The organism is Bartonella queenslandensis AUST/NH15 (assembly GCF_000312585.1).
Lineage (GTDB): Bacteria > Pseudomonadota > Alphaproteobacteria > Rhizobiales > Rhizobiaceae > Bartonella > Bartonella queenslandensis_A.
The window spans coordinates 13,898-24,487 of record NZ_HE998005.1 but is presented as its reverse complement, the minus strand read 5'-3'; the positions used below and the strand labels follow the sequence as shown (position 1 = coordinate 24,487).

The 10,590-nt window shown below is 38.9% G+C and carries 5 protein-coding genes; 2 read left to right on the top strand and 3 right to left on the bottom strand.

Going from position 1 to position 10,590, the window contains the following annotated elements; genetic code table 11:
- A partial coding sequence (locus tag BN338_RS06450) for an FAD-binding protein (RefSeq protein ID WP_039760211.1) occupies positions 1 to 1,184 on the top strand: 1,184 nt, incomplete at its 5' end.
- A gap of 190 nt (positions 1,185 to 1,374) precedes the next feature.
- Here the strand turns inward: BN338_RS06450 and dnaE are convergent.
- Complete coding sequence (gene dnaE / locus BN338_RS06445; protein WP_039760209.1) at positions 1,375 to 4,863, bottom strand: DNA polymerase III subunit alpha; 3,489 nt, start codon at positions 4,861 to 4,863, stop codon at positions 1,375 to 1,377.
- A gap of 378 nt (positions 4,864 to 5,241) precedes the next feature.
- On the opposite strand from dnaE, the gene recG reads away from it, so the two are divergent.
- A complete protein-coding gene (gene recG / locus BN338_RS06435) occupies positions 5,242 to 7,350 on the top strand; it encodes an ATP-dependent DNA helicase RecG (RefSeq protein ID WP_039760205.1) in 2,109 nt (702 codons plus the stop codon).
- Between the two features lie 399 nt (positions 7,351 to 7,749).
- Here the strand turns inward: recG and glmS are convergent, their stop codons facing one another.
- On the bottom strand, positions 7,750 to 9,573 hold the full coding sequence (glmS, locus tag BN338_RS06430) for a glutamine--fructose-6-phosphate transaminase (isomerizing) (RefSeq protein ID WP_039760203.1): 1,824 nt from the start codon (positions 9,571 to 9,573) through the stop codon (positions 7,750 to 7,752).
- Between the two features lie 171 nt (positions 9,574 to 9,744).
- Positions 9,745 to 10,590: DapH/DapD/GlmU-related protein (locus BN338_RS06425; protein ID WP_039760201.1), on the bottom strand; the 846-nt coding region annotated here is incomplete at its 5' end.

The window sequence follows — 10,590 nt, the reverse complement described above, 5'->3', positions numbered from 1 at the left end:
CTTTAGCGCTCGCTCATAAAGGAATTGCAAGCACTATTATCGAAAAGTGTAAGCAACTTGAAACGATAGGTGCTGGCATTCAACTGACTCCAAATGCAACATCTATTCTCGCACACTGGGGCCTTCTTAACAAACTCACTGAAGTCGCGACAATTCCACATTTTCTTGAGTTAAAAGATGGAATATCTTTAAAAACACGTCTCCATGCTCATCTTATCAATCTAACAGAAAAATATTGGAACGCCCCTTATATAACGATTCACCGCGCGGCTCTACAAAAAGTTTTATATGATGCAGTGATTGAAAATCCTGTGATTGAATACAAAGCAGGAGAAACGATTGTATCTTCTACCCAATTGGTAACCAACATTGAAATAACAGCAATTAAAACAGATGCAGCAACAGAACAACTTTATTCAACGCCCCTCTTGATCGGATGTGATGGCGTTTGGTCAACGTTACGGCAACAACCTCCTTTTCATGAAAAAGCAAATTTTAGTGGCTTTATTGCTTGGCGTGCAACAACAACATGTAACAATCTTCCTCAAAACTTTTATTTTTCATTGCACAATATGAAGACAATCACAGCTTGGATGGGACCAAACAATCATCTTGTTGTCTACCCCATTCAACCATCAGAAAAAGTTGTAAATTTTGTCGCTATTACGCATGGAGAAAACCCAAAAGAAGGATGGACCCATAAAGGAAATAAAGAAAAGCTCAAATCTCTTTTTAAGGGTTGGAATTCAAAAATCTTACAAATCTTTGATCATATTGATGAATGGAGATATTGGCCACTCTTTCACATGAAACAAAACCGTTTTCTAGGCTTAGAAAGACAAGTATTCGTTGGTGATTGTGCACATGCAGCTTTACCTTTTGCAGCGCAAGGTGCTGCGATGGCAATCGAAGATGCTGCCACATTAGCAGCAGCACTTTCATTGAAAGATATTTCATTAACGCAAGCGCTTTCGCTTTATGAAGAAATACGCACCCCCCGTATTGCAGCAGTAAAAAAACGTGGTAATTTCAACAGATTAGCTTATCATGCAACGGGGCCCATAGCAATCGCTCGTAATCTCATGATGAAAGTTCGTACACCAGAGAGCATTATGTCAAGCCTTCATTGGCTTTATATGTATGATGCGATGAATTCCATAAAAAATCGTGATAAAAACTTATAAAATTCTTTCCAGTACGTTGAATATTACCAAAGAAAGAGTTTTTTTGACTTTATGATACGAAAAGCCCATCATAATTTATTTCAATAAAAGCACGATCTTTCGCGATCCCTATCTGGTTTTCAAAACCCAACTTTCAACTTTTCCAAAAGCAAAAATCTTCTCCAATAGCTCCTGATCTTTAAATCTTGTTTTAACTCAATTCGACATCGACAACACCCTGAATTAATTTCATAGCATTTGCGACATGTGAATTTACCTTATATCGCTTTGGAAGCGCAATTTCGACTTCTCGCAAACCATCCTCTTGTATCAAAATAAGGCCAACCTCTCCATTTCCCCCAAGATTTAAATTTTTCTCAATTTCTGGAAGCATATCAACTGTTTTTATAAAAAGACGCATCATTTTATGCTGCTGTAATGCTTCCTTTTCCAAAGACTGAATTGTCTCAATTCGCAAACTAATCCCTTCAGAGCGATTCTCTGCACTCACCGTAATAATAAAAGATTTTCCAGGCTCTAGCATTTCCTCATAATCTGAAAGTGCTTCAGAAAAGAGAACAGCCTCATATTGTCCACTTGTATCAGAAAAATGAATAATTCCCATTTTTTTACCAGATTTTGTTTTACGCACATTTTTTGCCACAACGGTTCCAGCAAGCCGTGCAGCCGTTGCCCCCCCTTTAACAGCATTGGCAAAATTACTCCAAATCTGAACACGTTTTTTGGCAAGAATAGCTTGATACTCATCCAATGGATGAGCAGAAAAGTAAAAGCCTATTGCCTGAAATTCTCGATAAAGTTTCTCAGATAGCAACCAAGGAGTCGTTTGGGATAAAATCAATGGCTCTTTTAATCCGCCAGCTATACCAAATATATCAACCTGCCCACTAGAATTGTCATCGAGAATACGAAGTGCCCGTGCATGAAGCGTTCCAAGATTGGCTAATAAAACTTCACGCGCAATATTAAAACAATCAAAAGCGCCAGCACAAACTAAACTTTCCATCGCACGCTTATTAACAATACGCGGATCAACACGCGCACAAAAATCTTCCAGATCCTTAAAAATCTCATTCCCACGACAAGCGACGATATGATCGACAACCGTTTCTCCCACACCTTTAATGGCGGCAAGAGAATAATAAATACAGTTATCACCAACCTCAAAAACGCGATGAGATGTTTGTATAGAAGGTGCAATAACCTCAATACCCAGCCTTAATGCCTCACGCCGAAAATCATTGAGTTTATCCGTATTCGTCATATCATGCGTCATTGAAGCAGCTAAAAATTCCACGGGATAATTGGCTTTCATATAAGCTGTTTGATAAGAAACAATTGCATAAGCAGCCGCATGCGATTTATTAAATCCGTAATCGGCAAATTTCGCTAAAAGATCAAATATAATATCAGCTTGCTCTTTATCAACACCACCAGCAACAGCGCCATTGACAAAACGCGTACGCTGTTTTTGCATTTCTGCATGAATTTTTTTCCCCATAGCGCGCCGTAATAAGTCAGCTTCTCCAAGCGAATAACCAGCCAACACCTGAGCAATCTGCATCACCTGTTCTTGATAGACTATAACACCTTGTGTTTCTTTAATCAGATGATCTATTTTAGGATGAATAGAAGCTATCTTCTCTTCCCCGTGTTTACGTGCATTATAGGTTGGTATATTCTCCATTGGACCAGGACGATAAAGTGCAACCAGCGCAATAATATCTTCAATACGGTCTGGCTTCATTCCAATCAGCGCCTTGCGCATACCAGAACTTTCCACCTGAAACACGCCAACCGTTTCACCACGTGCCATCATAGCGTAGGTTGCTTCATCATTCAAAGGGATATTTGACAAATCTATTTTGATCTTCTTTCTGGCAACAAAATCAACAGCCATTTTCAAAACAGTAAGCGTTTTTAATCCAAGAAAATCAAATTTTACCAACCCTGCCTGTTCTACATATTTCATGTTAAATTGTGTTACAGGCATATCAGAACGAGGATCACGATACATCGGGACAAGCTCCCAAAGCGGACGATCTCCGATAACAATCCCAGCGGCATGCGTTGAAGCGTGACGATAAAGTCCCTCCAACTGAAGTGCTATATCTAATGCGCGTCCAACGACGGGATCTTTTTTCTTTTCCTCTTCAAATTTGGCTTCATCTCTAATAGCATCCACTAATTCTACCTGGCTTCCTGGCGTAGCAGGAATTAATTTTGTAAGATAATCCACCTGACGATAAGGAACTTCTAAAACACGCCCCACATCACGCAAAACTGCACGTGCCTGTAACTTACCAAAGGTAATAATTTGAGCAACTTGATCACGTCCATATTTTTTTTGAACATATTGAATAACCTCTTCACGGCGCTCTTGACAAAAGTCGATATCAAAATCTGGCATCGAAACACGATCCGGATTGAGAAAACGTTCAAAAAGAAGAGAAAAACGCAATGGATCAACATCGGTAATCGTCAATGCATAAGCAACAAGTGAACCAGCACCAGATCCCCGCCCTGGACCAACAGGAATATCATGAATTTTCGCCCATTTTATGAAATCTGAAACGATAAGAAAATATCCAGAAAATTGCATACGCGTAATAACTGAAATTTCATAATCAAGCCGCTGCTCATAATCTGCAATCGTATACCCTTCAGCTAATCCAATTGTTTCAAGTCGCATCTTCAAACCAGCTTTAGCTTGATTTAACAATTCACTATTTTCTTCTGTTAAAGTATCTTCTGAATTAGCAGATTGTTCTATAAAACGAGGCAATATCGGTTTTCGAAGAGGCGTGGCAATATGACAACGCAATGCAATTTCAACACTATTTTCTAAAGCTTCTGGAAGATCAGAAAACAGTGCAACCATTTCATCTTGTGACTTTAAGTAATGATCTGGCGTCACCCGCTTGCGATCTGGATTAGAGACGATTTGTCCTTCTGAAACAGCCATCAACGCATCATGGGCTTCATACCCTTCTCTTTTCAGAAAAAAAGCTTCATTCGTTGCAACAAGAGGAATTTCATGTGCATAAGCCAATTCAATAAGGTCTGCTTCTACTCCTCGGTCATAAGAGCCATGCCGTTGTAATTCTACATAAAGGCAATCAGAAAAAATTTTTTTTAAATAAATTAAACGCTCAACAGCACGTTCTTTTTTTTCTTCTGACAAAGAACGATTAATAGGCCCTCCCTTTCCACCCGTTAAAGCGATTATGCCTTCACTGTGTTCTGACAACCAATCAGCTTTAATATGAGGAGGATCAGTATCACATTTATCAAGATAAGCACGGCTCACAAGACGAACCAAATGAGCATAACCAGTTTCGCTAGCAGCAAACAGAACAATAGAGCAGAAATCAGAAGTATTACGTCCTTTAACCAAACGCGAATGATCATTTTCATCACAAAAATCAACAGTAAGCTGACAACCAATAATGGGTTGAACCCCATGAGAAAGACAATACTGCGAAAATTCCAAAGCACCAAATAAATTATTGGTATCGGTAATAGCAACCGCTGGTGCACGATCTGAAATCGCCTGTTGAATAATTTGTGGGATTTTTAAAGCTCCTTCGAGCAAGGAATAAGCTGAATGCACTCTCAAATGAATAAAGCGAGGAAGAGAATTTTTGTATTCTTGCATTTTATTTTTATCTTTGACCACTCTCACAATTTCCTACTATAAACTCAATGCCAAACAGCACCCTTAAAGAAAAAATTTCAGGCGAGCATAACTTTAAAGCTATAAATTCATCGTCCCACATAGGACAAACATCCTATATTTTATTGGTCTTTATAAGAGAGTTCTATCAAGAAAGTGCCTCTATTCACAGCAAATAAACGCCTAAAATCAAAAGAAGCAAAATATACCATAAGCACTTTACATTTTTGCATTTTTTTTATTTTTACTTCTCTTTTAAAGATAATTTCTCTTCTTACAACGCAAAGTGTAAATAAAATAACCTCCTCTTTGAATGACTTTATCCCCAAAAAGCTCTTCTAAAGGTCTAGAAAAAACAAAAAGAGCAGGTTAAATTTCCTCATGCCTCCAAGTCTTCTTACCCCTCTTTTCAACTCTATTCGAACCCTTTCTGGTATTACACCTAAAGTCTATGGCTTACTGACAAAACTTTTAAATGTTAATCCTACACAACGTGAAGCAACCCTTATTGACCTTCTTCAATTAATGCCTCATTCTGTTATAGACCGCAGAACGCGTCCCAGCATTGCTTGTGCAAAAGAAGGAGAGACTGTTACGCTCGAAATTGTTATTGATCAACACCAACCACCACCCCGTGGTCATAACAAAATCCCCTATCGTGTTATTGCCCATGATCAAACAGGAAAAATAAATGTAGTTTTTTTTCACGCTCAACCTCTTTGGTTAAAAAAACAGCTCCCAGAAGGAAAAAAAGTCATTGTATCAGGAAAAGTTGAATGGTTTAATGGGCAACTTTCAATGGTGCATCCCGACCATATCATCCCGAGCGAACAATCAAATCAAATTCCTCTCATCGAACCTGTTTATCCCTCTACCGCCGGACTAACTGCAAAGACACTAAGACGCGCCATACAAAACGCTCTTGATTTTCTTCCTCTCCTCCCAGAATGGATAGACGAAAATGTTAAAAAGCAGCAAAATTTTTCTTCCTTTTCTGTTGCTTTACGCCGTATCCATGCCCCCATTAATCCCGATGATCTCTCCTTAGAAAGTACAGCACGCAAACGTCTTGCCTATGATGAACTGCTCGCTTGTCAATTGGCGCTAGGCCTTGTGCGTTTGAAAACCAAATCTCTTGTTGGCACTTCTCGACCATCAACAGGAATTTATACGAAAAAATTGCTTAATATCCTCCCCTTTCAACTCACAACGGGACAAATAAAAGCGGTAGAAGATATCGCCAATGATCTTGCTTCACCAGAACCGATGCTAAGACTACTCCAAGGCGATGTAGGTGCAGGAAAAACTGTCGTTGCATTAATGGCAATGGCACAAATTTCTGAAAATTCAGGACAATCAGCTTTAATGGCCCCCACAGAAGTGCTTGCTCGGCAACATTTTTCCACTATTGCCCCTCTTGCCGAAAAGATCGGCTTAAAAACAACGCTTTTAACAGGACGAGAAAAAGGAAAGCTGCGGACAAATATCTTGAATGATATTTTATCCGGTCAAGTCTCTATTGTCATCGGAACCCATGCTCTTATACAAGATAGTGTTGCTTATAACAATCTCGCCTTAACCATTATCGATGAACAACACCGTTTTGGTGTGCATCAACGTATTGCCCTTACAGAAAAAGGCAATAAACCTGATATGCTGGTCATGACCGCAACGCCCATTCCCCGCACCCTTGTTTTAACAGCTTTTGGGGATATGGATGTCTCTAAAATTATAGAAAAACCAATGGGACGACACCCCATTACAACAGCAATGCTTTCTTTAAAACGTATGCCGGAGCTTATAGAGCGAATCGCAATTGCATTAGAAAAAGGAGAAAAACTCTATTGGATTTGTCCTTTAGTGGAAGAATCGACAACTCTTGATCTCACTTCAATTGAAAATCGTTTTGCGTTTCTGCATGAGCGCTTTGGAGCGCGCATTGGAATGATTCATGGCAAAATGTCTACAGCAGAAAAAGAAGCCGCTATGGCATCTTTTAAATGCGGAAATGCACGTATTTTAGTTGCAACCACCGTCATTGAAGTGGGGGTCGATATTCCAGATGCTTCGATTATTATCATCGAACACGCAGAACATTTTGGCCTTTCACAACTGCACCAATTGCGTGGACGTGTAGGACGAGGCGATAAAAAATCCTCCTGCATTTTACTTTATAAAGATCCACTAACCAAAACAGCAGCAAAACGCCTGAATATTATACGCAATACAGAAGACGGTTTTGAAATCGCTGAAGAAGATTGGCGCTTGAGAGGTGAAGGAGAGCTTCTAGGAACAAAACAATCTGGGGTTCCTGAATTTCATATAGCAAACCTTGCAGTTCACAGCGACCTTTTGTCCATAGCAAGAAAGGATGCACGTTTATTTTTACAACGCGACCCTCATCTTTCCTCTGAGCAAGGACAAGCCTTACGGTTGCTCCTTTATCTTTTCGGACATGACGACGCTGCACGCCTCTTACGAGCAGGATAACTCTAGAAAAAACTTTTGATAAAAAATAAAAAAAACTTCTCTATTGAAATATGATTTTCTTTTTTCCAATCCCCCATAATACCCGAACGCAATCCCTACACCATTAGTTCATGAAAAAATAACAAACCAACAGCAGCACCTTCTCTCCCAATCTGAAACACTCTTGCATTAAAACAGGAGAAGCATTTTGCGTTCTTGTTACTCTTATATTCACACAACTGATCCATTTTTTGATAGGTAAGAAAACATTTTTTATTCTGTCGTAAAAAAACTTGTAATGAAAAGTTCTGTCTTCAATATTCTCATTCAACAGAGAAAAATGGAAAAATGAATTATTATTATAAATCAATTTGTTACACTTGATTATTTTCCAAAAATTCAGAAATACATAATCTATTTTCATTCAACTGTAACTGATTTTGCTAAATTACGCGGTTGATCGACATCTGTTCCTAATAAAACAGCCGTATGATAAGCAATTAACTGAATGGGGAGAGCATAAATAATAGGAGAAATAAATTCTGGAACATCTGGCAAAGTAATCGTTGATAAAGTCTTAAGACAAGCTACTTCTTCTCCTTTTTTATCGGTTATCAAAATAATACGACCATTACGCGCTACCACTTCTTGCACATTAGAAAAAGTTTTTTCAAACCACCGATCGTAAGGAGCAACAACAATAACAGGTATTGTCTCATCCACCAGCGCAATTGGCCCATGCTTCAACTCACCCGCAGCATAACCTTCAGCATGAATATAAGAAAGCTCTTTCAGTTTAAGGGCGCCCTCCAAAGCAATTGGATAAGAAGTTCCACGTCCCAGATAAAGAACACTTTTTGCACTCACCAAATCACGACAAATAGATTCAATTTTGCCTTCTAATTTTAACACCTCATTTAAAATACGGGGAACTTCTGCCAACTGTTGAACCAATTGCTGTTCCATTTGAACCGTAAGATAACCACGTTGTTTAGCCGCACTAAGAGCGAGTGAAGCAAGCGTTGCCAATTGACAGGTAAAAGCTTTTGTTGAAGCAACACCAATTTCTGGTCCGGCAAGTGTTGGGAAAATAAAGTCAGCCTCCCTTGCCATTGTTGATTGTTCAACATTCACAATTGTTGCTGTTTTTACACCCCGCTCACGACAATAACGCAAAGAAGCCAATGTATCTGCTGTTTCACCCGATTGAGAAACAAACAATGATAATGCATCAGACGTTATAGGAGGTTCACGATAACGAAATTCGGAAGCAACATCATTATCAACACTTAAAGCAGCAAATTTTTCAAACCAATAGCGCGCAACTAAGGTTGAATAATAAGCCGTTCCACAACTCGCAAAAAGGAGACGATGAATATTTTTCCAATCAATCAAATTCTCAAAAGCGCGCACGGTATAATTTCCAAGATCAAGATAATGCGCCAAATTGTGAGAAATCACCTCAGGTTGTTCAAACATTTCCTTGTGCATAAAGTGACGATGATTACCCTTAGAAATCAATAAGGCTTCTTCAAGTAATGTTGTCACAGAACGTTTTACCGGTTGATTGCCTCCATCGTAAACTGTAACGCCTTCCCGTGTGAGAACAGCCCAATCCCCATCCTCCAAATAGCTAATATGATCAACGAATGGTGCCAAAGCAATAGCATCTGATCCCACAAAAAATTCATCTTTTCCATAACCAATTGCCAACGGTGGACCAGAACGAGCTGCAATCATAAGATTATCTTCACCTTCGAAAATAAGAGCAATAGCAAAAGCCCCCTGCAACCTTTTCCAGCTGGTACGCATAGCTTCTTGCGGAGAAAGACCACTTTTTAATGCACGCGTTATTAAATGTGCAATAACTTCCGTATCCGTCTCTGTTTCAAAGATATAACCATCCTCGATGAGTTCCTTTTGTAATTCTACAAAATTTTCAATAATACCATTATGAACAACCGCAAGCGTTTCAGTAACATGGGGATGTGCATTGCGTTCAACAGCAACTCCATGCGTTGCCCAACGGGTATGACCAATCCCTAAATTTCCCTCCAAAGGTGTTTTTTTTAATTTTTCTTCTAAATGAACAAGTTTCCCCTCAGCACGTACACGATAAAGATGCCCTTTATAAACTGTTGCCACTCCAGACGAATCATACCCTCTATATTCAAGACGTTTTAACCCCTCAACCAAAGAGGACGTAACACACCTCTTTCCAAGAATTCCAATAATTCCACACATTAAAAAGCTCCAACCCACATCTTAAGATTTAAATCTTATAAAACAATCCAACAGCCTTCATTTAAAACGATAAAGTATAAAATAATTCAAACATGGAGTACGGCAATCTTTAAGAGCAAATCTCCTATCCATCGTTAGATCGACACAAAACAAAGGAACAGATAAAAATCATCATTTTTTCTGTTTATTTTCTGTCAAGTTATTCTCTAAAAAACGCGCCCGAAATTTTGTTGCATAGCCCTCTTTTATAACCTGTCGTGCACGCCCAAAAGCCATACTGTTCATAGGAATATCTTTAGTAATAACACTTCCTGAAGCAATATAAGAACCATCCCCTATCACCAATGGGGAAACAAGCGCCGTATTAGACCCAACAAAAGCATGATCACCAATCATGGTTTTATATTTGTTAAATCCATCATAATTGCACGTAATCGTACCAGCTCCAATATTAGTATGTGCACCAATTTCAGCATCACCAATATAACTTAAATGATTGATTTTAGAAGATTCTCCTACCTTAGTCTGTTTGACTTCACAAAAATTTCCAACCTTGACGGACTTCGCCAACTCTGTTCCAGAACGCAAACGTGCATAGGGACCAATCTGTGCATCCTCACCAACCATAGCACCTTCTAGATAACTAAATGCATGAATAACAGCACCAGATTGTACTTTCACGCCTAATCCAAAATAAACATTTGGTTCTATCACCACACCTGGTTCAATTTCTGTATCATAAGAAAAATAAACTGTTTCTGGTTTTAAGAGTGTAACACCTGATAACATTAAATCGCGCGCTTTACGTTTTTGCCACAAAGAATCAGCCCTCGATAGCTCAAGACAGTTATTAATTCCCACAATATTTTCAAAAGGGACTTCAACAACACGCACATCCAATCCTTCACGCGAAGCAAGAGAAGCAATATCTGTTAAGTAATATTCTTTTTTCATATTGTTATTATTCACCTTCTCTAAAAGAGAAAGTGCATATTTTCCACGTATAGCGAGTATTCC

Excerpts from the sequence above, each read along its gene's own strand:
- recG (WP_039760205.1), top strand. The coding sequence starts at position 5,242 with ATGCCTCCAAGTCTTCTTACCCCTCTTTTCAACTCTATTCGAACCCTT.
- glmS (WP_039760203.1), bottom strand. The coding sequence starts at position 9,573 with ATGTGTGGAATTATTGGAATTCTTGGAAAGAGGTGTGTTACGTCCTCT.